The organism is Pseudochrobactrum asaccharolyticum (genome assembly GCF_003314995.1).
Lineage (GTDB): Bacteria > Pseudomonadota > Alphaproteobacteria > Rhizobiales > Rhizobiaceae > Pseudochrobactrum > Pseudochrobactrum asaccharolyticum.
In genome coordinates this window covers 274,992-297,362 of sequence record NZ_QNRH01000003.1, presented here as the reverse complement: position 1 = coordinate 297,362, position 22,371 = coordinate 274,992, and the positions used below count along the sequence as shown (strand labels likewise).

Sequence of the window (22,371 nt, the reverse complement as noted above, 5' to 3'; positions counted from 1 at the left end):
AAAATATGTCATCAACTGTTAAACGCGAAGGCCACGGCATTAAGCTCAGCTTTTATGATTTCGGTGCCACGCCGTTCTTTGCCAGTCAGCAGGATCAACGCTTCAGCTATTGCCTCTATGTACCTGAATCCTATAGCGAAACAGATACAAAAACCTATAATCTTGTCGTGATTGTACATGGCACAGGGCGTACGGCATCGCAATATCGTGACCGGTTTGCTGACTTCGCCGAGAAGAACGACTGCATTATTCTGGCACCGCTGTTTCCGGTCGGCATTATCCAGAAAGATGAGCTTTCCAATTACAAGCGCATCAAATTTCACGATATTCGCTATGATGAAATTCTGCTGTCGATGGTCGATGAGGTGGCTGCCAAATACCGCCTCAAAGATAATCGCTTTATGATGTATGGCTTCTCCGGTGGTGGTCAGTTCAGCCAGCGGTTTTTCATGCTGCATCCGGAACGCCTGACAGCTGTGTCTATCGGCGCACCGGGCGTCGTGACCCTGCTCAACTCCGATTATGACTGGTGGGTCGGCACCCGAAATATCGAAGCTCTGTTTGGCAAAAAAATCAATCTCGATGCTATGCGCGAAGTGAAAGTGCAGACCCTGATCGGCACGGAAGACAATCTCACATGGGAAATAGCCATTCCGCGTGACAGCGCCTTCTGGATGGATGGTGCCGATCTGATGGGGGAAAACCGGCTGGATCGCATTGAAGCTTTGGCCAAATCTTTTGAAACACAGGGCATTCGGGTACGCCGCGATACTGTGGCCGGTGTCGCCCATGAGCCTTTCCGCGTGATTGAGCCCGCAGAGGCATTCTTCACGGATGTTGTGCAAGGTCGTTACTAAAAATTATAAAAACAGGGGAATAATATGATTTTTAAAAACAGTCTGAAAGTGCTGGCATTCAGCATCATGGTAAGCAGCCTCTCCTTTGCTGCCTCCGCGCAGGAAGGGCAAACTCTGCGGCTGGCTCTGCACTCCGATATCGGCAGTAAAAATCCGGGTGTAAACCGTGATGGTCCGTCAGATATGGTTCTGGCGCATGTGGTTGAAGGTTTGGTTGCCTATGGTGAAGACCTGACCATTAAGCCGATGCTGGCCGAGAGCTGGAGCAGCAATCCGGAAGCAACAGAATATGTGTTTCATTTGCGTAAAGGCGTAAAGTTTCACAATGGCAGTGAAATGAAGGCTGAAGATGTTGTCTGGAATTTCAAGCGCTATTTGAATGCAGAAACCGACTTTCAATGTACCGGCCGTTATAATGGCACCATCGGCGCTGCGATTGAAGATGTAAGCGCTGCGGATGACTATACGGTTACGGTGAAATTCAACGCACCGGCACCGAATTTTCTGATGACGCTGGCGACAATTCAGTGCACACCGTGGATACTCCACCCCTCTTCTGTGGCTGCGGACGGCAAATTTGACAAGCCTGTCGGTACCGGCCCCTATCTGTTCAACGAATGGCAAACCGGTCGCTATGTTGAACTGAAAAAATTCGATGATTACAGCGCCCTTGCCGGAGACAAAGACGGCTATGCCGGTAACAAACAGGCGCTTATTCCGACCCTGCGCTTTATGACGGTTCCTGATGCCAGCACCCGCAGCAATGGTCTTGTTGCCGGTGATATTGAGATGATCGACGAAGTCGATCCGACACTGATCGATACGCTGACCGCAAAATCCATGAATGTCGACATTCAGCAAACACCATCATGGATGACCCTGCATCTGCAAACCAATGCTCCGCGCCTCAAAGATGTGCGTATGCGTCAGGCCATTGCACATGCCATTGATCTGACACAGCTTGTCGGTGCTGTTGGCGAAGGACGCTATGTTGCCAATCCGTCTATCATCCCGTCGGAAAGCCCGTATCGCGATGAAAGCACCGCCACCTGGCCTGCTTATGATGTGGAGAAGGCGCGCGCCCTGCTGACTGAAGCCGGTTATAATGGCGAGCCGATCAGCCTGCTGGTTTCCAACCGCGATGATCGTGTGCAGGTCGCAACCATTGTACAGGCCATGCTCAACATGGCAGGCATCAATGCCCAGCTGGAAGTGCGTGACTGGGCAACCCAGCTCGACCGTTATCGCCGCGGCGATTATGAGATGGAAATTTTTGCTTATTCCGCACGCCTTGACCCGCTGCTGATGTACCAGTCGCTGATCGGCGACAAAGCACAGGAGCCTGCGCATCAGTGGGATGACAAGGAAGCCATTGCTTTGCGCACCAAGGCTGCGAATACGCAGGACTTCGAAGAGCGTAAGAAAATCTACAATGAGCTGCATCAGCTGGCGGCAAAGCAAGTGCCGATCATCGGCCTGTTCAACCTGCCGACAATTACAGCGCTTAATCCTAAAGTTGCGGATTACAAAGGCTGGCCGGCCGGTACTCACCGTCTCTGGGGCGTGAGCAAAAAAGACTGAAACTAATTCGCGATGCCGGATATTCCGGCATCGTTCTCCCCTTTATGAACAGGACCTCCTATGGCCGCGCCTGAATTTAATTATACTGACAGTGATGCAACAGGTCTGGCGCAAGCCATTAAGGACAAAGTGCTTTCTCCGCGTGAAGCGGTTGATGAAGCTTTTACAGCCATTGCCCGTGTTAATCCGCAACTGAATGCCGTCATCTGCGAAATGCGCGATGCAGCAGACGAACAATTGCACCAGCTTGCCGCTCAATCCCCGCAGGATCAGGGGGCGCTGTTTGGTGTGCCGACCTTGCTGAAAGACGACTGTCCGTCTTATGCCAGTGCACCAATGTCCTATGGCTGCCGTGCAGCCGATGGTAATGTGCCTGAGCGGGATCATGAACTGGTGACCCGTTATCGTGCTGCCGGTCTGGTCATCATCGGCAAAACCAATTTACCGGAATTCTCCTGCAATATTGCCACCGAGCCAAGCCTGCATGGTGCAACGCTCAATCCATGGGATGTCAGCAAAAGCATTGGCGGCTCCTCGGGTGGTGCAGCGGCGGCCGTTGCCGCGCGCATGGTTCCGGTAGCCTATGGCAATGACGGTGCCGGTTCTATCCGTATCCCAGCCGTCTGCTCCGGCCTGTTTGGCCTGCGCCCGTCCCGCGGACGGGTTCCTTGCGGCCCTGTTTCGACTGAAAACTGGGGCGGGCTGGTGAGCCATCACGTCCTGACCCGTTCAGTGCGCGACAGCGCTTTGTTGCTCGATCTGACTGATGCTCCGGAGCAAGGCGCGCTTTACAGTGCGCCGGCCAAAACCGGTACATTCATGCAGGCGGTCAATCAGACGCCGCGTAAATTGCGCATCGGACTGTGGCAGAAAACCGGCTTGGAAACACCGGTCGAGCAGGCTGTACTGGAAGCCCTGCATAAAACCGCAGATATGTGTGCGGCTCTTGGACATGAGATTGTTGAGATCACACCGGATTATGATGCGCAGGCTTTAAGCGATGCTTTCACCAGACTGGTGGCCACCTATACGGCGATGGAAGTGGATGATCTGGCGCGTGATTTCGACAAGCCAATCAATAGTGACTTCTTTGAGCCAAGCAATCTCGGCCTTGCCGAATATGGTCGCTCACTCAGTGGTCTGGATATTCTGCGTGCCCGCAATCAGGTCAACGCAACCGCCCGCAGTTTCGGACGCATGTTCAGCACCGTGGATGTGGTGCTGTCACCCGTATTGCCATGTCTGCCTTTCGATAAAGGCACATTGAATGTCCGCTCAAATGACTGGAAGCATTTTGCCCGCCAGTTCATGGAACTGACCATGTTCACCCATCCGGTCAATGCCGCCGGTGCGCCTGCTATGAGTGTTCCGCTGCTGCAAACCGCAGAAAACACACCGCTCGGCATGCAGTTCATTGCGGCAAATGGCAAGGAAGAAACCCTTCTGACATTGGCCGCCCAGCTTGAACGTGCCTATCCGTGGGATAGTCGCCGCCCTGCGATTTGCGCCTGAGGACATCAAACACATGCTTTATACCAAAGACTATTTTCAGCCGCATAATGACGATGAGATTTTTGATCTTATTGATCGCACTGTGCTGGGTACGCTGATTACCCCGCATGAAAACGGCGTGGCGATCTCCCATCCGGTCTTTATGATTGACCGGCAAAACCGTCGTCTGATCTCTCACATTGCGATGAATAATGATCACGGACAATATTTGCGCGCCGGTCTGCCCTCTGTGGCTATTCTGATGGATCAGGGCAGCTATATTTCCTCCTCGTGGTATCCGAATTACCCGCAGCGTGACAGTGCGCCGACATGGAGCTTTATGGTCGCGCATATTCATGGCAAGCCGGAAATTATGAGCGATGCCGAGACTGTTCAGCATTTGCAGGATCTGGTGGTCCATATGGAGCGCGGCCGTGACAAGCCGTGGCAAATGAAAGAGCTTGGCCCCGGTGGCATGGGGCGCCGCCTGCCAAATATTCTCGGTTACACCATGCCTATCGAAAAGATGGAAGTGAAATTCAAGCTCGGGCAGGATGAACGCAGCGGTGACATGAAAGCCGCAACCGAACAGCTGGATAAAGATGACCAGCAAGCGTTGGCCAACCGGATGCGGGATTATTGCAAGCTTTAACCAACCGCATAGAGATCGGCTTTTGAGATTTTATCCCGATGAAGAAATATAGGCATAGATATAAGCATGTCACGGGCGGCGATTACATCTTGTAACTTCCACCCGTGACAAATGAAAATTCCGATTTTAATTACTTATATTTTGAACAATTTCACGCCCCGCTCCCTGTTTTGCCACGACCAGATGGGAAATAATCCAATAAGCAATCGCAGCAGCACAGAATGATGAAATAGACGTCGACATTTGCGGAGCAAAATGATCAATCAGATAGGCGGCGAGAGAACCAACTCCCCAGGCAGCAAAAGCACTTAGACGCCATGAGTCAACCGGTACGGGGTCACGTGACACGGTATAAAAATGCACGGCAAAAATAGCGCCAACCGGTGGTACTAAAATACCGAGCAAATTAAGCCACGGAATGAAATAAGACCACACATTGCCAGCCGCAATCGCAATACCGAACACGGCCAGCATAACTGCTGCAGTACGCATTTTAACACCAACGATGCGAGACCAGTTTACCGCCGACATATAAAGATTGTGCGAACACACAGAACCGAAACTGATAAATGGAAAGATGATTGCCAGCGGCAGCAACCATGGCGCGCCATATTTTAAAATATAGCCAACCATATTGTCCAAAGCAAACGGATCGGCCTCAGGCAATGCCAATGCAGCAGTCATCACGGCTCCCAGCAACAGCGCGTAAGTATGAGCAATCGGGAAAGTAATAAAAGCAGCAACAGATGAATGAGTACTGTTTTTTGCCCAACGATTAAAATCGGGTGAGACGGTTGCCCCGTCAATAAACAAACCGATCACCACAGTTATAGCCACGCCAAAAGCCATCGGCACGCCATTTTCATTTCCTGCATAAGCCCAGACATCAGCAAGATTCGAACGTGACACCGCATCAAAAGCCACCCATGTGCCGAGAATGATAAATGTAGGCACCGAGATTACTCCAATCCAATGTAATCCGCGAATACCTATCAGGGTAATGCCAAGATAAAACAGCCCTGCAATGAGTGAGATAATGAAATAATTATACCCGAAAGCTGCGTGCAGAATATTGCCGGTAAAACCCACCTGTACCGCAAACCAGCCAAGGATCAGTAAAGACAGCAAGCCTGAAGCTGCAACATAGCCGCGCCTGCCAAAAACATTGCTTGCCAGTAGCGCAAAGTTCATACCCGTACGTGCGCCTACAGCCCCGATTACGGACACCAGCAAAAACAATAAAATGTTACCGGTAATAATAGCCCAGAAAGCCTTTGAAAATCCCATACTTGCCACCAGCATCGAACCGGTCATGGCACAGGTGATAATCATTGGAAATCCTAACCAGACTGTCGTAACGGAGGCGACACTACGGCGCGCAAATGCGGGAACCGGTTCGTGTTCGTATTCATTCGCCAGTAATTCACCATCATCCCTATTTTTAATTTTATGCTGTTCCATGCCTTTTCCTCCATGGCAATGGCCGCGAGTTACCCCCGCTTCTTGATCTGATTTTATGTGCTTATCCGTCAAACCGGTCAGGGTCTGTCCAAGGACCTCCCTTCCGGAATACGGTAGATTCCCTCCCAGGGTCTCTCGCTCTCAAAAGCCGCAATAGCGGACATCACTCCGGCATCATCATGCCTGCGGCCGATGACCATCAGGCCGACAGGCAAACCATCTACCAGTCCCGCCGGAACAGATGCGCTCGGATTGCCGGTATAATTTGTCAGGTAAGTCATGCACCAGCCGATCAACGGATCCACTGTTTCTCCGTTAATCTTACAAGGCCCTTGTGTTTCACCATCTGTTGAATTGAGAACAGGCATTGCAGCAAGTGTCGGAGCGACAATGTAATCATAAGTTTCGAACAGAGCCGTAAAACGGTCATATATACGTGTGCGGATTTTCTGATCTTCACTCAATTGCTGAAATGTATAGGACGGCACAGCATCAACCCAACGCATCATGCTGTCGGGTAGCTCATCCGGACAAAGCGACCGTAAATCACGCCCTTTGTTTTTCAATTCTTCAAGCGTATTATAAACGCCGATTGCTGTAATCCGGCTCCATAAAGCACTCAGTTCACTTTGTGAATAATCAAATCCAATATGTATATTTTCAACAATCGCGCCTGCATTTGCGAATGTATTAACCGCACTTGTAACCAGTTCTTTAATTTTTAGCTCAACAGGAAAGATGCCAAAATCGGGCGTAAATCCTATTCTCTTACCTTTAACACCCTGCACCAATGCCTGCTGGAAATCTGCATCGACACTCAATGACGAAGGATCACGCACATCAGCCCCTTGTAAGGCTGTCATTGCTAAAGCTGCATCTTTTACCGTACGGGTAATCGGCCCCTCATATAAATAGCAAGATATCGCAAAAGCATTGGGACGTGCTATAAACGGTATCCGTCCTGCGGATGGCTGAAATCCAACCACTCCGCACCACGCCGCCGGTATGCGGATAGAACCGCCGCCATCTGTTGCACCGGCCAGAGGAACCAAACCATCTGCAACAGCTGCTGCACTGCCTCCTGAGGAACCTCCGGAATTACGGGTGAGGTCAAACGGGTTGCGGGTGGGGCCGACAGTTTTATTATCGGTGGTACCGCGAAAACCAAAAACCGGACTATTGGTCTGTCCCAGAACAATGGCACCGGCAGCTTCCATTCTTTGCGGAAACATACTCCAGCCCGTTGCCAGATTATCACGCAATACCGAAACCAGCCCGCAGCTGGCCGGCCACCCTGGCTTAAAGCCGAATAAATCCTTCATCAAAACCGGAACACCGGCTAAAGAACCTGTCGGCTCACCTTTGATAATGGCTTTTTCAAGCTGCCGGGCTGCTTGACGCGCTCCTGCATAATCCTGATATGTCACGGCACTCAAGCTCGGATTACGCTGTTCTATACGTTGGATAGTCGCATCAATCACCTCGACAGGTGAAACTTCGCCTGATTTAACTGCATCAGCAATTGCAGCAGCCGTCGATAATTCGGTTATATCTGATAATGACAAGAAGCCTCCCCGACGAACTTTTTGAGCAGCGCATTGTATGCGCTCGTATCGTGGTTTCGTCAGGGAAAAATATATGGCCTCAAAGTGTAAAACCGCATCCGTCAAATGACGTATATAATCAGTGCGCCAGCCCCATACGAACAGCAATTGAAGCTGCCGCTGCACGTGTCGGTACATCTAACTTATCAAGTATCCGCTCAACATGCGTTGAGACCGTACGCGTACTCACACCCAGTTTCCTGCCAATTTGCGTATTGGATAATCCTTGTGTTAACGCAGCTAACACTTCTGTTTCACGAGCCGTCAACTGATGGGGCGAAGTTTCTCGTGCCCACGTCAGCAATATTTCGCAATTTTGATCATGCAGGGGATAAATTTCATAAGCGATAATTGTGCCTCGATCACTTCGTTTGCGTGAGTACGACATTGCCGGATCACGCCAATTCGACCGGACAGGAAGCGCTACAATATCCGGAACCCCAACAACTTGTAAAAAAGCCTCCGGCGGCAATCCGTCACCGCTAATATCAATCCAGCCATAGAGGTTGTGATAGACAATCGCTGCACGTTGTGGTGCGCAGATTGCAGCCAGACGACGAACATGATGGAACCTGTCCACTAAGGGAGTAAGCCCTGCTCCGACAATACCTAGTAAAGCCTGTTCAGTTTCTGCCGGTGCCTGATAAGTTTCCAAATTCATCATCAGCATACCGGCATAATGTCCTTTAGCACTGCGCAGTAAAACCGTACCGCCTTCGCGGTAGCCCTGAGGCGCTAAAAATCGTGAATAAAACGGAGAGTCATCGCGATTAAACGGGCAATCTTTCCAAAAAACGGCACCTTCATTTTTTTCCAAAAATGGCCAGACGATATCGTCACGATACCCAGCCCCGTTAAGTGCTGTTCGTACAGTGGTGGAGTAACCACGCGCCGCGACAGTAAAGTGTGTATGTTTATGTTCATCCCATGTACAAATCTGCGCCGCAGCATAAGGGATAAGCCGGAACAATTCATCAAGTACCAGTTCAGCTTTTTCGGACGGCGGTGCGGTATCGGCAATGATTGAGGATATCATCCTCACACAGCTTAAATCGGCGGCGCGATACATCATATGTCCCCTCCAACACGAAAATATAAATATCACATATTTTTCATGTTGAAACCGATCTGTATGTGGCTGCGTAATCCGAAGACGATCACTTGAGTTTTTGAACTGAATAATCCTTATCCTCGCAGCCCCCAGAGCACTGCGAGGATAAGGCCCGTCGAAGAAACTGATATCAGATTTATTTCAACGTATTAAATGCCAATGTTCCTGCGGCAAGGTCGGACAATCCGGTTCCGACAGCCTTAAAAACAGTGATTTGCTCATCCGACCGGCGGGCTTCTGCTTTACCTTGACAGAGTTCAGCCAAAGTACCCAAAATCGCAGAGGGGCTGAACACACCGGCCTTTATCGGATCGATAAGATCACCGGACTCTTCGAGCGCATCCGGTGAATCAATATAGACAGAACCATTGCTGAAACATGCATTGTCCGCTTCGCGCATTGCAGGCGTGAAGCTGCCGATCAAATCCACATGAGTGCCAGGTGAAAGCCACTCAAACCGGATTAACGGCTCTGTTGAAAGGGTCGCGCAACTCACAATATCTGAGCTACGCACAGACGCTTCCAAATCATCAACCACCACAGCCTTCATCCCCTCATCATTCAGACGTGCAGCAAGGCGTTCGCTATTGGTTTTATCAATATCCCAGACTCGCACCTCATCAATCGGCCGGACTTCTTTAAATGCATGCGGTGTCATTGAGCCTACCCGACCGGCTCCGACAAGCAAAAGCTTGGAAGCATTTTTCCGTGCTAAGAACGAGGCACCCAGTGCTGCTACGCCGACAGTTCGTCTGACTGTAATCTGGTTACCATCCAGCAATGCAAGATGCTGTCCTGTTGCTCCGTCACAGAGCAGATAGGTAGAGTGCAGCCCCGGCAATTTCTTTGCAGCATTGCCCGGATAGATGGTGACAATCTTGACGCCAAGGACACCACCATTTGTCTGCCATGCAGGCATCAGCAAAAGAGTAGCATCAGTACTGTCATTCTGCGGAATATGATGATGGTGCCGCAACGGAACCTTCGGATTTTGTCCAAAAGCTTCACGCAGCGCTTCGATCAAGGCACCGAAAGGCAAGGCAGCTGCTGTTGCTTCCGGAGAATAAACCGGAATAGTCGTGACTTCATTTGTATTCATAATGATTACTCCTCAACTCAATATGCAATCCGCTGGGCTCCCGATGGGCGACGGCTTGTGGAGAAAACCAGATAGTTCCTCAAGTGAACGGCAACCCAATTGCCCCAGTGTTCCTGTCAGTTCTGCCTTCAGAACCTCAATCAAATGTTGTGGCCCCGCATTACCTATCGCCCCGATGGAATACATAAATGGCCGCCCCATCAGCACATAATCCGCACCAAGCGCAATCATACGGGCAATATCGAGACCGGTTCTGACACCGCCATCGACGAGAATAACCGCATCTTTGCCAAGCTTTTCTCGTACCAACGGCAACATCGAAACGGAGGACGGCGCTGCATCAAGCTGCCGACCACCATGGTTTGAAACAACGATGCCGTCTGCTCCGAGCGCGATATAATGCTGAGCCTCCTCAGGACTGAGGATACCTTTCACGACAATCTTACCCTGCCATTGATCACGGATACGTTTGAAGCGCTCCTGCGTGATGTGCCCTGCGAGAACGCGGTCAAGAAATTCGCCAAACTCTGTCAGAGACAACCCCTTTGGGGCATAAGGCTCAAGATTTTCAAAATGCGGAATACCGTATCTGGCTAGACGCATCAGCCATGTCGGCCGCATCATCATCTGTACTGCATTTCGTATGCCGAATTCCGGTGGCACGCTGAGGCCGTTGCGGATATCACGGTCGCGGCGCGTACTCACAGGAATATCCACCGTCACCACCAGAACCTCATAGCCTGCTTTGGCAGCCCTGCGGATGAGGTCAGTCTCCATTTCCGGATCATTCAGCGGATATAGCTGAAACCAGCCATTCGAACCGGCACTTGATCTGATCTTCTCCAATGCGGTGGTAGCGTGGGTCGATAAAACCTGAAGCACATTCTCTGAACGTGCCGCACCGGCAATATGCACTTCGCATCCGGGCACTTGCAGACCGGCAAGACCGACGGGTGCCGCACCGAATGGTGCATCAAACGTCTTTCCGAAGAGAGTTGTCTGAATATTGACGTTTTGAGCATCGCTTATATAGCGCGGCATAAAGAGGACCTGCTGAAGATCATCAATATTACGGCGAACATTTGCCTCGGATCCGATGCCGCCAATCAGATATTCCCACGCAAAATTCGGAATATGCCAGCGAGCGCTGCGCTTCATATGCTCGACGGATGGGAAGCGCTTTCTGACCGTTGCAGATATCTTATGTCTCTTAACCGCTGACAGATTAGCATCCGTACGGCTTGATGAATGTGTGTCTTTCACTTGGCTCATTTTTCACTTCCGGCAGAGCTGCGCCTTCACGATAGAAGGCAGCTCTGTGATGCGCATTTGAATTTAAAGAAACAGGAGCGTTTACGCTTTTACTGTTAGCGATTGACGTTTCGTCAGCATAATAACGAGGCCAAAAATCAGTGTACCCACGATGAACAGGAATGCTGCGGCTGCAATTGCCGGACTGATATTTTCACGAAGCGTGGAGAACATCTGTCTGGCCAGCGTCCGCTGATTTGGCCCTGCCACGAATAGCGTCAACACGACCTCATCCAGAGAGGTCGCAAAGGCCAGCACCGCCCCCGAAGCCACACCCGGCATAGCGAGCGGAAGTGTAATCCGACGGAACACTGTGAAAGGTGATGCACCAAGACTTTCAGCCGCCAGTTCCACGCGTTGATCAATGCCCCGTAGCGCACCGCTGACGCTGACCATCACGAAAGGAATGGACACCACCGTGTGGGCAACGATAACACCAAGATAGCTGTTGGCGATGCCGAGTTGTGCAAACAGCAGCTGCATACCAACGCCCAGCACCACTGCCGGCACAACCATTGGCAACAAAAATAATGTGCGCAGCGATCCGCAAAGAAACAAACCATGATGCCGCAAACCCAGTGCCGCCATAGAACCAAGTGTCGTGGCAAGGATTGTTGTGCCGCCGCCGATGATCAGGCTGTTAATGATCGAACGTCGCCATACCTCAGCACCGGACAGCTCTTGAAACCAACGCGACGACCAGCCGGGCATCGGATAAGTCAGAAAGATACTGTCTGTGAAGGCGAGCGGTAAAATAGCAAAAAGCGGCGCTATGAGAAAAGTTACGGCTGCAGCGCCGAACAGGATTTTCAGGATGCGGTTCATCACGCCTTCCCCTTTTCTTCAGCTGTCAGACGTCCGTAAACTGCATAGAGAAGCAGGCAGGCAACCAGCAACACCATTCCCAATGCTCCTGCCATACCCCAATTGGCCGAACCCGTGGCGTAATAAGCAATGATAGAGCTGATCATTTGATCGCCAGGTCCGCCGATCAGCGCAGGCGTGATGTAATAACCGATGGCACTCATGAAAACGAGCAACATGCCGGACAACACCCCGCGCATAGACAGTGGCAGAAGCACACGCAGAAAAGCGCGCCAAGGTGCTGCCCCCAGTGAGGCTGCCGCTGGCATCAGGCTATTGGGAACCGCAATAAGAACACTGTAAATCGGGAGAACCATGAAGGGTAACAGCACATGCGTCATCGCAATAATCACGCCCGCACGATTGAAAATCAACGGCAGCGGACTATCCGTCAGGCCAAGCCAGATGAACATATCATTGATAAGCCCTTTATCCTGCAACAGGATAAACCATGCTGCAGTGCGCACGAGCAGTGAAGTCCAAAGCGGCAACAGTACAGCGGCAAAAAGCAGATTGCGTACCCAACCGGCAGCACCTGCAAGCAAAATAGCATAAGGATAACCGATCAGCGCACAAGCCAGTGTTACCAAAGCCGCAATCCAGAAAGTGCGGAGCATAATGGCACGGTTTGCAGAAGTTCCTGTATCCTTGCTCGCGAGATTACCCGAGGCATCACGTTCCATATCAACGGCCGCAAGCAAGTTACGATCAGTCCACGGTGACAATGCTCCGGCAACAGCGCGCCAATATTGCGGCTGGCTCCAGCGTTTATCGATGACCTCAAGATCAGGTGCCGGTGTCTTTTCAAGCGCAGACACTGTCTTCGTCATCAATGTGCGAAACCCTGGCTGCGCACTGTTGAGCCGGCGGATCATATCGCCCATGGCCAGCTGATCGGTGGAAGCCTTAAGATCGTCAACCAGCGCCTGTTTCATCTCCGGTGTCGGAGCATCATTGCCATTATAGGTTTTCACGGCTTCGACTGTGCGTGGCAAGACTTGCAACACCGCAGTATCTGACACGGCCTGCTTCATCATGACCCCGAGCGGCCATATGAAAAACAACAGGATAAACACGAAAAGCGGTGCGATCAGAAGCATGGCGCGTATGTTTTTGCTGGAGCTGATCATGCTGCAATTGTCCAGCAATCAGCAGCGGAAAAACATGCTGAAACATTGGTGCCCGCCTGCCATTCCTGTGCCTTGCGATCAAGCCGCGCAACAAAATTGTGCGCCCGTTCATCAAGCTGCACACGCAGGTGATCACCTTGATACACACTATCCAAAACACTGGTTTTAAAATGATTGTCGCCTGTGGTTTCAGTGCCCAGTTCAATACGTTCCGGCCGCACGGATAAGAATACTTTCTTACCCGTGTTGAACTGCGCTGTGGAAGCGGCCGTTACTAACTGACCATCATGCAGCCGTACCAATGCATTCCTGCCTTCCATCCGCTCCACTATGCCCTCAATGAGATTAGTCTCACCAATGAATTCCGCAACAAAACGGGTCTGTGGCTCGTCGTAGATCGCACGCGGCGTACCAATCTGCTCGATACGTCCCTTGTTGAAAACAGCAATACGATCCGACATCGTCAGTGCTTCACTCTGGTCATGTGTCACAAACACGATCGTCAGGCCAAGCCGCTTATGCAGGGCGCGAATATCGAGCTGCATCTGCTCACGCAATTGCTTATCAAGTGCACCCAACGGCTCATCCATCAAAACAACACCCGGCTCAAATACCAGTGCGCGGGCAAGCGCCACACGTTGTTGCTGACCACCGGAAAGCTGCGATGGTTTGCGGTCACGCATTGCAGAAAGCTGCACCATATCCAGCGCTTTGGCCACGCGTTCAGAAATTTCAACTTTGCCAACACCGCGCATTTGCAGCGGAAAAGCGATATTTTCGCCCACAGACATATGCGGGAACAGTGCATAATTCTGGAATACAACGCCAATGCCCCGCTTATGGGTTGGCACAGCATTAATCGCTTTACCGTCAACAAGGATTTTGCCTGAAGTCGGCTGCGTGAAGCCGGCCAGCATCATAAGCAATGTTGTTTTACCGGAACCGGAAGGCCCCAGCAGGCTCACAAACTCACCTTTTTCAATACCAAGGTCGAGTTGTTCAACAACGCCGACCGAGCCATAAAATTTGGTAAGTTGATCAAATCGAATGAATTCCGCCATGGAGCGCTCCATCGCTATCAGATAAGGGACATAATCGGGAAAAGGCAGGCTATGCCGGAAAGGTCGTTTGCGGAGCTTTCCGGCAGGGTGCTATTATTGCGCGAGCCAGGCGTTGAAGCGCTGTGTCAATGCTTCGCCATTATCGACCCAGAAATCGACATCAAGTGAGATCGCGTCTTGTATATTATCCGGATGAGTTGGCAGATCCTTAGCCAGTTCCGCTGGCACCATGGATGCTGCCTCACGGTTTGGCAGGCCATTGGCCGCATATTTCGGAAGTTTCACCTGATTGTCAGCACGGCTGGCATAGGCAATAAAATCCATGCCCATGTCTTTATTCTCGGCGTCTTTCAAAATCACCCAGCTATCCACCGCATAAATACTGCCGGGCCAGACAACCTGGAAATTCCGCTTTTCATCATTTCTGACGGCAACCAAACGGTTACTATAGGCAGAGGCCATCACGACTTCACCGGATGCAAGCAATTGCAACGGTTGTGCGCCGGCTTCCCACCACACGATATATGGTTTTAATTCATTCAGTTTATTGAATGCCCGATCCAGACCTTCCGGCGTGGACAGCTCTTCATAGACTTTGTCAGAGGATACGCCATCCGCCATCAGTGCAAATTCGAGTGTATATTTTGCGCCCTTACGCAGTGAGCGTTTGCCCGGAAATTTCTTCACATCCCAAAAATCTGCCCAGGATTTCGGCGCTTCTTTGAGGTTATCGGCATCATAGCCAATCGCCGTCGACCAGACGATAGCGCCAACACCGCAATCATTCACAGCACTGTCGAGGAACTTGTCCTGTCCGCCCATCTTGTCCCAGTCAATTTTTTCATAAAGCCCGTCAGCACAGCCTAATGCGAGCTCCTCGGCTTCAACCTGCACCACATCCCAGTTAGGCGAGCTGGTTTTAACCTTAGCCTGAATGACGCCGTAGCCGCCATCCCAAGACTCATCGAGGAGCGGCTTGCCATTCTCTTTCGAAAAAGGCTTGAAATAGATTTCGCGCTGGCCGTCCTGAAAGCTGCCGCCCCATGAAACAACGGTAAAATCCCGCGCAAGCGCAGGCAGCGCGAAGCTCAGCGACAGAGCTGACGTCACAGTTAACAAGAACCCTGCTTTTGCAAATGACATGATGTTCCCCTTTTCACTTTTGGAAAATTTTTAGAGCCTGCCGAATACGAGAAGTGTCAAATCATTCACCTCAAAGCGACCTGAAACCTCAGATAAAATTTATGTACACACCGACAGTGCGATCACACCATTACAAATATGCTATAAATAACGCAAGTTTTTTTTAAGTGTGATCATACCAAGGTTTAAAATTGGCTTTTTTTGATAAATAAGCTATTTTCTATGGGCAGGCAGAACGAAAAACCGTCTGGCAACCAAGCGATAGCCTTCAATGATCTGAAGATTTCCTTGTGAAAAACTGAGGCACGGCTATTTTTACGGGCAACCTTAGGGCATACACGTCATAAGAGCAGACAGGATGTTCAATGAATAATGTGGTAGCGTCGGATAAAGTCGACCTGAGATCATACTTACCCGACGATGATTCCATCGGGATGAACAGACGCGCTTATCTGACTCTTCGTGAAGCTCTTCTTATCGGCGCTTACCGTCCCGGCACGCATCTCAATATCAAGCCAATCGCTGAGGAACTCGGAATGAGTTCAATGCCGGTACGCGAAGCAATGGGAAGGCTGAGTTCAGAAAGTGTTCTGGAGATTATGCCGAACCGCGGCTTTAAGGTGCCGGTCTTGAAAATAGAGACTTTCCGCGAGCTTCTGATGCTGCGCATCCGGCTTGAGGAAATGGCTGGGGCACATGCGGCCGTACTGGCAACACAGGAAGATATTGAAACAATTTCTGCTCTTTATGAGGAAATGTTAACAGCCCAGAAACGCTCTATGGATGAAGCATTGCGCATACACAGGCAATTCCATTTTGCAATTTACAGAGTTGCTAATATGCCAATTATGATGGAGTTCATTGAGCAGCTATGGCTTCGTTTGGGGCCACACATCTATGCCAGCTTAAAAAAGACATGGGCAACAGATGTGAAGCGCCATCATGAAATTGTAGCAGCATTACGTGCGCGCGATTCAGTCGGCGCGGCACAGGCTATACGCGATGATATTGCTTCCGGTGCGGATCCGGCTTTTTACTAAAATGTCTCCGCGCCCAGACCTGCGGACAGACAAGGCTCAAGCAGCGGGTCGATATATAATATAAAAAATTTTCGGAACACAGCATCTGAGCTTAGCCGTTGAGATAACGACGCATGCAATAAAGCAGCGTGCCCTGTTCTTCGTTTTCACGAATATTAATCACACGCCCGAAAAGGATGCGATGTGTTGCTTCATCCACGGCATTGGTCAGCTCGCATTCGAAGCTGACCGATGCGCTGGCAAGAACCGGAACACCGGTAAGACCTTCGCTCCAGTTATCAAGTGCAAATCTCTCCTCCATCGGTGTTGCAACTCCTCCGCCGAAAATATTTGAGATATGCTCCTGACCCGGCATCAGTGTGTTGACGCAAAAATGACGCGTATTTTCAAATGCATGGAAGCATGAACTCGCACGATTGATACAAACCAGAAGTGTCGCTGGTGTATCGCTGACACTGCAAACCGCAGATGCCGTAAAACCATAGCGTTTGCCGTTATGAAGCGTACTGGTGATATTCACTGCCGAGCCAAGGCGTGACATCCCGCTGCGAAATGTAGTTTTGTCCACAATGTTAAAGCGGTGATCCACAATGCCCATACCGGCCTCTCAAACGCATTTGGAACAGGCGATACTGAACCATTCGCCGGTGTTCCTGTTCGTATTTAAATCCCCTACCCGCAATTTCAGCACAGGCATTCCGACGTCATCCGTGGAAAGGGAGGATGAGTTACCGGCTTTATGGATTTGCAAATCCGTAAAACCGGCAACCTTGTGACAAATGAATATTAAGCGGAAAGTTCTTTGCGGATAATTTGAGCGCCCGCACTCAACGCATTCAGCTTACCTCTTGCAACCTGACGCGACAGCGGTGCCATGCCACAATTGGTGCAAGGATAGAGCTTATCGGCATCCACAAACTGGAGTGCTTTGCGTAGCGTATCCGCCACTTCTTCCGGTGTCTCAATAGTATTAGACGCCACGTCGATAGCGCCAACCATCACCTTTTTACCGCGGATCAATTCAATCAAATCCATCGGAACATGGGAGTTATGGCATTCCAGCGAAATCAGATCGATACTGGATTTTTGCAGCTTCGGGAAAGCTTCTTCATACTGTCGCCACTCGGAACCCAGTGTCTTTTTCCAGTCTGTATTGGCTTTGATACCGTAACCATAGCAAATATGGACAGCCGTCTCGCATTGCAGGCCTTCAATCGCCCGTTCCAGTGTAGCCACGCCCCAATCATTCACTTCATCGAAGAAAACGTTGAATGCAGGCTCATCAAACTGGATGATATCAACACCGGCAGCTTCCAGCTCTTTCGCTTCCTGATTGAGAATTTTAGCAAATTCCCAAGCCAGCTTTTCGCGGCTTTTATAGTGAGCATCATAAAGCGTGTCGATCATGGTCATCGGGCCAGGCAAAGCCCATTTAATAGGCTGCTTGGTTTGCTGACGCAAAAACTTGGCATCCTCAACAAAAACCGGCTTTTGGCGGGACACAGCACCAACAACAGTCGGCACGCTCGCATCGTAACGATCACGGATTCTGACCGTCTCACGCTTTTCAAAATCAACACCGCTGAGATGCTCAATAAATGTCGTGACAAAATGCTGGCGTGTCTGCTCACCATCACTGACAATATCAATGCCGGCCTGACGCTGATCATCTAAAGCCAAACGCAGAGCATCTTGCTTGCCTTCAATCAGTTCTTCGCCCTGCAGTTTCCAAGGCGACCAAAGCTTTTCCGGTTCTGCAAGCCATGACGGTTTTGGCAAGCTGCCGGCGGTTGAAGTAGGCAACAGTGTTTTCATAATAGGCAACCTTATAATGCTAGTTCATTAAAGAACATAATTTGCAGACCATTGCTCAAGAATGGTTTTGTACGGCTTGATAAAATGTTCTTCAGCGAACTTTCCTTGCTCAACCGCCATCCGGCTACGCTCTTCCCGATCATAGACAATTTGCGTCAATGAATAGTCTGAATGCTTCAAGCTTGGCTGGTAAGACGCACCTGCTGCAGAATTGGCGTTGTAAATTTCAGGGCGATAGATTTTTTGGAAAGTCTCCATGGTGCTGATCGTGCTGATAAGCTCAAGATCAGTATAGTCACGGAGCAAGTCACCGCTAAAATAAAAAGCCAAAGGTGCAACGCTGTTCGCCGGCATGAAATAGCGAACCTGCAATCCCATTTTCTCGAAATACTGATCTGTCGAAGAGAATTCATTTTGCAAATATTCGACACCCAAGACAGGATGTTGATTTCCGGTACGCAAGTAGGTTTTGCTGCTGGATGCGCTCAAACAAATAACCGGCGCTTTGCTGAAATGTTCTTTGTAACTCTCTGAATTTACAAAATATTTGAAAAGATTGCCATGCAGATCACCAAAACCGGCAGGGATGCTGAACGCAGCCTGATTGCGGTTATGTTCCGGCAACACAACGCTGAAATCGTAATCACGCACATAAGAGGAGAAATTATTGCCGACAATGCCCTCAATGCGCTCGTTCGTTACACGGTCAATGATATTCGTTTTCAATATTTCGATTAGCGGGAAAGCATTCTTATTGCCTTCACCATTCAGATTCATCTCAACGGAAATGATTTCAATTTCAACGGAATAGCGATCGCCTTTTGGGTTATCCCAATGCGCCAAGGCATTAAAACGATTATCAATCATTTTCAGAGCATTACGCAGATTTTCCTGCCTGTTCGCGCCTCTGGCCAAATTAGCAAAATTGGTCGTAATACGCGTATTTTCTGAGGGTTGATAATCCTCATCAAAACGAATGCTCTTAATGTTAAAATCAAATTCTTTATTCATCGCGATCTGCATCCTCATTCCTGAGCAAACCCTGTCTTTGCTTATTCAGGACGTCCTAGTTTTCTTTTCTGGTCTTCTCAGTCAGCAATCTACATATTGTCTGCAGATAAGAGCGGTGCATATCTTATGCCTAAGCTATTGAATGAATAAAAATGATTTGATTTCATTGAAACGTGAATTTAGCTCATGAATTATCGCCATACCGCATCAGTATCGCGATATGACTGACACGCTACATACGTGAATTCTTAAACACTGTGAAAAAGATTTGAAAAGAGAGCGCCTCACGCGAGATCGCTAAACATCTGGTCAACTCAAGCGCTTGTATTGCAAATATAAAAACAGCGACGCGCCCGTTGGGAGCGCATCGCTGTTTTTTTTGCTTAACGCTGCGGTATTGCTACTTTTATTTCAATTGCTTTCACGATACGCCCGAAAATTGCACCCATTACTAAATATACTGAACCTGCAATCAGAAAGGTTTCAAATGGCGCGTAGGTTCTGGCAACAAAAATACGTGCTGCTCCCGTCATTTCAATCACGGTAACGGCACTTGCAAGTGTTGAACCTTTCATCACCAGCACCAGTTCATTGCCAATGGCAGGCAGGAGTGTCCGGTAAACCTGAGGAAAAACCACTTTCACGAGTGCAACATATCTGCTCAGACCCAAAGCACTTGCAGCTTCAAACTGCCCCTTTGGTAGCTGACGGATTGCTCCGGCAATAATTTCAGCCATATATGCCGCTGAATTCAAACCGATGGTGATGATCGCGCAGTAAAGCGGACTTTTGAGTACCGGCCACAGGAAGCTTGATCGGACAGCCTCAACCTGTCCCAGACCATAATAGACAATAAATAGTTGGACGAGCAAAGGACTTCCGCGCACCATAAAAGTATAGGTCGACGCTGAGTAGCTTAACCACCATCTGGATGACACCAAAGCTAATGCCAATGGCAGAGCAAAAATCTGACCAACGATGAAACTCGCAATAGTGATCAGCAATGTAAGCCAGATACCATGCTGAATGGCATTGAAAGCAGGTAAGAACAAATCAAATGACATGAGACTACCGCATCTGTGGTGTTAAGTGGACCGAATACGCCCGGATAATTAAAGTTGAGATACCGGTGATCACAATATAGAGGGCAGCGGCCGTCAGATAGAAAGCAAGCGGCTCCCGTGTCGCACCAGCCGCGACAACAGATTTACGCATCAATTCCTCCAGTCCGATGATTGAAACAAGCGCGCTCTCTTTCAGGATCACCAGCCACTGGTTCCCTAGTCCGGGTAATGCCCGCGTCATCATTTGCGGCAAAATAATCAATCTGAATGCTCTGGGGCGTCTTAATCCCAACGCAAACGCTGCTTCCCATTGCCCACCGGATACGCTGAGCAACGCCCCACGTAGAATTTCGGTGAGATAAGCCGCTGAAACAAATGAGAGAGCCGCAATACCTGCCGTGATGGCATTAACTTCCACATAACGACCAGCGACCTGCGTCAGCAGAACCGTTCCGCCATAGAATATCAGGAAAATCACCAGCAGTTCCGGTAGTCCGCGGATCAGGCCAACATAGAGCGCAATTGCTTTGCGTATCGGCGCGGGCGCATAAATTGCTAGCGGAGCCAGTATAATTGCCGCCAAAAACCCGCACAAAAAACTACCAACTGCAACCAGTAGCGTTATACCTAAACCACTTAATAGCTGAGGAAGATAAGCAATGACTGTCGACATTATCTTGCCTCTTCCCGATTGCTTTGTTCCGCTTCACATTGATGCGCAACGGTTTCGAAAAACTCAGCCGAAAAATCGATCATTTTAGCAAGCTGATCAATAATGATGTTCTCATCCGGTGAGTGAAGCATTGCACCATGATGTGTCAGCCCTGCGCCGAATAGAGTTACGCCCATTTCTTTAACAAAGGGATGGGCTAAGCCGGACGCCGGAGAGCTTGGCTGAATAATTGGTGTTTTACCAAAATGCTTTTTGAGAAGCCGGAGGCCTTGCTGTACAGCCCAATGTTCATGACTGCTGCGAACAGCTTGTACCTCTGCATCATGAATAATTAATTCGATGTCCCCGAAACCGTGTTTATCCAGATGTTTCCGGACAAGTGTGACGATTTCAAGCGGTTGCTGCTCCGGTACAAGACGAAAATCCAGCTTTGCAGATGCTTGAGCCGGTAATACGGTTTTTGCCCCCTCTCCCGAATAACCGCCGCTGATACCATTGATATTCAGACATGGTTCCAGATTGAGACGCCGATAGAAATTATTTTCATCTGTGCCGTCTAAAAGGCGTTGGCCGCCGGTCGCAGACTGCAGGCTGAAAAGCGTATAAGGCGGCGTTGCAACCAGCTGCTCCACGGCTTCCGGCACATCCGGTATTGAGTCATAAAAACCGTCGATTAAGACGCGTCCGCTTTCATCACGCATGGAAGACACAGCCGTAGCAATGCGCCAAAGAGCATTATCGAAAAGTGCACCGAAGCTTGAATGTAAGTCTGCCCGTGCAGTCCGGCATTGCAGCTCAATAGCGGTCACACCTTTAAAGCCCATCAGAACAACAGGGTGACCTTCACTGTCAATTTCACCAAACTCCCACCAGCAAACATCGGCTTTAAGCGCCGGAAATCGTTTTTGCAGAAAATCGGTCAAGGAAGGGCTGCCGATTTCCTCTTCACCGTCAACAATCCATATCAACCGGTAAGGCAGCGGATCATTATTATTCTGCCGATATTTGCGCCAACCTGCCAGACGACTAATGAACTCACCTTTGTCATCTGCAGCTCCACGCCCGTACAAACGGCCATTACGCTCTGTAAGTTGATAAGGCGGACTGCTCCAAAGCTCCACCGGCTCTTCCGGCTGTACGTCATAGTGATTATAAATCACCATAGTGAAAGGACCATTGCCTGTTTCTGCCACAACGAACGGCCCGACTTCTCCCGCACATATCTCTGTAACAAATCCCTCTGATTTCAACAGGCTTTCTACATGAGCGGCACAGGTTTCAAGATCTTGTGCACGGGCACTGACAGAAGGAATTTTCACCAGCTCCGCCAGATCGCGGATAGCTGCCTGAAGGAACATATTCTCTTGATACATAGCTCTTCCAAAGAATTAAGGGACGGCGCA

20 protein-coding genes are annotated in these 22,371 nt (G+C 49.8%); 5 read left to right on the top strand and 15 right to left on the bottom strand.

The genetic code is table 11. From position 1 onward, the window contains the following. Window positions 1-5: 5 nt before the first annotated feature. From DFR47_RS09750 to DFR47_RS09735, 4 genes are read left to right on the top strand one after another with little or no spacing between them, the layout of a single operon-like run. Window positions 6-857, top strand: coding sequence for an alpha/beta hydrolase family protein (locus DFR47_RS09750; protein ID WP_113944506.1), 852 nt, complete (start codon window positions 6-8; stop codon window positions 855-857). 24 nt (window positions 858-881) lie between these two features. After that, window positions 882-2,438: an ABC transporter substrate-binding protein gene (locus DFR47_RS09745; RefSeq protein WP_113944217.1), complete on the top strand. Its 1,557-nt coding sequence runs from the start codon at window positions 882-884 to the stop codon at window positions 2,436-2,438. 60 nt (window positions 2,439-2,498) lie between these two features. Further along, window positions 2,499-3,950: an amidase gene (locus DFR47_RS09740; RefSeq protein ID WP_113944216.1), complete on the top strand. Its 1,452-nt coding sequence runs from the start codon at window positions 2,499-2,501 to the stop codon at window positions 3,948-3,950. 13 nt (window positions 3,951-3,963) lie between these two features. Continuing rightward, entirely contained in the window at window positions 3,964-4,581 is a 618-nt protein-coding gene (locus DFR47_RS09735) for an FMN-binding negative transcriptional regulator (RefSeq protein WP_113944215.1), read from the top strand. A 126-nt stretch (window positions 4,582-4,707) separates the two neighbouring features. On the opposite strand, the gene DFR47_RS09730 is transcribed toward DFR47_RS09735, so the two are convergent. The 9 genes from DFR47_RS09730 to DFR47_RS09690 form a co-directional block, all read right to left on the bottom strand. Further along, a complete protein-coding gene (locus DFR47_RS09730) occupies window positions 4,708-6,114 on the bottom strand; it encodes a purine-cytosine permease family protein (RefSeq protein WP_245416524.1) in 1,407 nt (468 codons plus the stop codon). A 5-nt stretch (window positions 6,115-6,119) separates the two neighbouring features. Further along, on the bottom strand, window positions 6,120-7,607 hold the full coding sequence (locus DFR47_RS09725; protein WP_245416523.1) for an amidase: 1,488 nt from the start codon (window positions 7,605-7,607) through the stop codon (window positions 6,120-6,122). Between the two features lie 118 nt (window positions 7,608-7,725). Next, window positions 7,726-8,718: a helix-turn-helix transcriptional regulator gene (locus DFR47_RS21760; RefSeq protein WP_170137475.1), complete on the bottom strand. Its 993-nt coding sequence runs from the start codon at window positions 8,716-8,718 to the stop codon at window positions 7,726-7,728. 175 nt (window positions 8,719-8,893) lie between these two features. Then, entirely contained in the window at window positions 8,894-9,856 is a 963-nt protein-coding gene (gene lhpI / locus DFR47_RS09715) for a bifunctional Delta(1)-pyrroline-2-carboxylate/Delta(1)-piperideine-2-carboxylate reductase (protein ID WP_113944212.1), read from the bottom strand. Between the two features lie 12 nt (window positions 9,857-9,868). Beyond that, window positions 9,869-11,128: an alpha-hydroxy acid oxidase gene (locus DFR47_RS09710; RefSeq protein ID WP_113944211.1), complete on the bottom strand. Its 1,260-nt coding sequence runs from the start codon at window positions 11,126-11,128 to the stop codon at window positions 9,869-9,871. A gap of 81 nt (window positions 11,129-11,209) precedes the next feature. Beyond that, complete coding sequence (locus tag DFR47_RS09705; protein WP_113944210.1) at window positions 11,210-11,992, bottom strand: ABC transporter permease; 783 nt, start codon at window positions 11,990-11,992, stop codon at window positions 11,210-11,212. Then, complete coding sequence (locus DFR47_RS09700; RefSeq protein ID WP_113944209.1) at window positions 11,992-13,161, bottom strand: ABC transporter permease; 1,170 nt, start codon at window positions 13,159-13,161, stop codon at window positions 11,992-11,994. The genes DFR47_RS09705 and DFR47_RS09700 overlap by 1 nt, the downstream gene beginning before the upstream one ends. Next, window positions 13,158-14,222 (bottom strand): ABC transporter ATP-binding protein, encoded by a 1,065-nt coding sequence (locus tag DFR47_RS09695; RefSeq protein ID WP_113944208.1) that lies wholly within the window; start codon window positions 14,220-14,222, stop codon window positions 13,158-13,160. Before DFR47_RS09695 ends, DFR47_RS09700 begins: the two co-directional genes overlap by 4 nt. Before the next feature lie 93 nt (window positions 14,223-14,315). Then, complete coding sequence (locus DFR47_RS09690) at window positions 14,316-15,341, bottom strand: ABC transporter substrate-binding protein (protein WP_374788378.1); 1,026 nt, start codon at window positions 15,339-15,341, stop codon at window positions 14,316-14,318. A gap of 389 nt (window positions 15,342-15,730) precedes the next feature. Here DFR47_RS09690 and DFR47_RS09685 point away from each other — a divergent pair, with 389 nt between their 5' ends. After that, complete coding sequence (locus tag DFR47_RS09685; RefSeq protein ID WP_113944206.1) at window positions 15,731-16,405, top strand: GntR family transcriptional regulator; 675 nt, start codon at window positions 15,731-15,733, stop codon at window positions 16,403-16,405. A gap of 91 nt (window positions 16,406-16,496) precedes the next feature. Here the strand turns inward: DFR47_RS09685 and DFR47_RS09680 are convergent, their stop codons facing one another. The 6 genes from DFR47_RS09680 to DFR47_RS09655 all read right to left on the bottom strand — a co-directional run bounded on the left by DFR47_RS09680 (window position 16,497) and on the right by DFR47_RS09655 (window position 22,341). After that, window positions 16,497-17,003 (bottom strand): flavin reductase, encoded by a 507-nt coding sequence (locus DFR47_RS09680; RefSeq protein ID WP_113944205.1) that lies wholly within the window; start codon window positions 17,001-17,003, stop codon window positions 16,497-16,499. Window positions 17,004-17,191: 188 nt separating this feature from the next. Beyond that, window positions 17,192-18,220 (bottom strand): methionine synthase, encoded by a 1,029-nt coding sequence (locus tag DFR47_RS09675; RefSeq protein ID WP_113944204.1) that lies wholly within the window; start codon window positions 18,218-18,220, stop codon window positions 17,192-17,194. A 27-nt stretch (window positions 18,221-18,247) separates the two neighbouring features. Next, entirely contained in the window at window positions 18,248-19,243 is a 996-nt protein-coding gene (locus DFR47_RS09670) for a DUF1852 domain-containing protein (RefSeq protein WP_425373335.1), read from the bottom strand. Window positions 19,244-19,614: 371 nt separating this feature from the next. Continuing rightward, complete coding sequence (locus DFR47_RS09665; RefSeq protein WP_113944203.1) at window positions 19,615-20,295, bottom strand: ABC transporter permease; 681 nt, start codon at window positions 20,293-20,295, stop codon at window positions 19,615-19,617. A 4-nt stretch (window positions 20,296-20,299) separates the two neighbouring features. Continuing rightward, entirely contained in the window at window positions 20,300-20,968 is a 669-nt protein-coding gene (locus tag DFR47_RS09660; RefSeq protein ID WP_113944202.1) for an ABC transporter permease, read from the bottom strand. Continuing rightward, complete coding sequence (locus tag DFR47_RS09655) at window positions 20,968-22,341, bottom strand: M20/M25/M40 family metallo-hydrolase (protein WP_113944201.1); 1,374 nt, start codon at window positions 22,339-22,341, stop codon at window positions 20,968-20,970. The genes DFR47_RS09660 and DFR47_RS09655 overlap by 1 nt, the downstream gene beginning before the upstream one ends. Window positions 22,342-22,371 lie beyond the last annotated feature (30 nt).

Excerpts from the sequence above, each read along its gene's own strand:
- DFR47_RS21760 (WP_170137475.1), bottom strand. The coding sequence starts at position 8,718 with ATGATGTATCGCGCCGCCGATTTAAGCTGTGTGAGGATGATATCCTCA.
- DFR47_RS09695 (WP_113944208.1), bottom strand. The coding sequence starts at position 14,222 with ATGGCGGAATTCATTCGATTTGATCAACTTACCAAATTTTATGGCTCG.
- DFR47_RS09750 (WP_113944506.1), top strand. The coding sequence starts at position 6 with ATGTCATCAACTGTTAAACGCGAAGGCCACGGCATTAAGCTCAGCTTT.
- DFR47_RS09665 (WP_113944203.1), bottom strand. The coding sequence starts at position 20,295 with ATGTCATTTGATTTGTTCTTACCTGCTTTCAATGCCATTCAGCATGGT.
- DFR47_RS09745 (WP_113944217.1), top strand. The coding sequence starts at position 882 with ATGATTTTTAAAAACAGTCTGAAAGTGCTGGCATTCAGCATCATGGTA.
- DFR47_RS09655 (WP_113944201.1), bottom strand. The coding sequence starts at position 22,341 with ATGTATCAAGAGAATATGTTCCTTCAGGCAGCTATCCGCGATCTGGCG.
- DFR47_RS09705 (WP_113944210.1), bottom strand. The coding sequence starts at position 11,992 with ATGAACCGCATCCTGAAAATCCTGTTCGGCGCTGCAGCCGTAACTTTT.
- DFR47_RS09680 (WP_113944205.1), bottom strand. The coding sequence starts at position 17,003 with ATGGGCATTGTGGATCACCGCTTTAACATTGTGGACAAAACTACATTT.
- DFR47_RS09735 (WP_113944215.1), top strand. The coding sequence starts at position 3,964 with ATGCTTTATACCAAAGACTATTTTCAGCCGCATAATGACGATGAGATT.
- DFR47_RS09660 (WP_113944202.1), bottom strand. The coding sequence starts at position 20,968 with ATGTCGACAGTCATTGCTTATCTTCCTCAGCTATTAAGTGGTTTAGGT.
- DFR47_RS09740 (WP_113944216.1), top strand. The coding sequence starts at position 2,499 with ATGGCCGCGCCTGAATTTAATTATACTGACAGTGATGCAACAGGTCTG.
- DFR47_RS09670 (WP_425373335.1), bottom strand. The coding sequence starts at position 19,243 with ATGCAGATCGCGATGAATAAAGAATTTGATTTTAACATTAAGAGCATT.
- DFR47_RS09675 (WP_113944204.1), bottom strand. The coding sequence starts at position 18,220 with ATGAAAACACTGTTGCCTACTTCAACCGCCGGCAGCTTGCCAAAACCG.
- lhpI (WP_113944212.1), bottom strand. The coding sequence starts at position 9,856 with ATGAATACAAATGAAGTCACGACTATTCCGGTTTATTCTCCGGAAGCA.
- DFR47_RS09700 (WP_113944209.1), bottom strand. The coding sequence starts at position 13,161 with ATGATCAGCTCCAGCAAAAACATACGCGCCATGCTTCTGATCGCACCG.
- DFR47_RS09710 (WP_113944211.1), bottom strand. The coding sequence starts at position 11,128 with ATGAGCCAAGTGAAAGACACACATTCATCAAGCCGTACGGATGCTAAT.
- DFR47_RS09685 (WP_113944206.1), top strand. The coding sequence starts at position 15,731 with ATGAATAATGTGGTAGCGTCGGATAAAGTCGACCTGAGATCATACTTA.